Origin of the sequence: Shewanella sp. AS16 (assembly GCF_021412365.1) — a bacterium.
Taxonomy (GTDB): domain Bacteria; phylum Pseudomonadota; class Gammaproteobacteria; order Enterobacterales; family Shewanellaceae; genus Shewanella; species Shewanella salipaludis.
Map to the genome: position 1 here is coordinate 1 of NZ_JAKCLK010000146.1, position 314 is coordinate 314.

At 54.1% G+C, this 314-nt stretch carries 1 tRNA gene; it reads left to right on the forward strand.

Annotation, left to right across the window (positions count from 1 at the left end):
• Positions 1 to 116 precede the first annotated feature (116 nt).
• Positions 117 to 193 (forward strand) — tRNA-Arg (locus LZP73_RS19730).
• The last annotated feature ends 121 nt before the right edge of the window (positions 194 to 314 follow it).

A 314-nucleotide genomic window follows, 5' to 3' on the forward strand; every position in this document is an offset into this window, starting at 1 on the left:
AACTGGAGGAATAAGCAGCAAAACGCACAAACCGTAACCAAACGCGCAATTTATTTAAAAAGGGACTAGACAGAGGGGTGGGAAGTCCGTATTATCCACCCCCGCAACGGCGCTAAGCGCCCGTAGCTCAGCTGGATAGAGCGCTGCCCTCCGGAGGCAGAGGTCTCAGGTTCGAATCCTGTCGGGCGCGCCATTTAGTCCCGGCGCTTGAGCTGCGGTGGTAGTAATACCGCGTAACAAGATTTGTAGTGGTGGCTATAGCTCAGTTGGTAGAGCCCTGGATTGTGATTCCAGTTGTCGTGGGTTCGAATCCC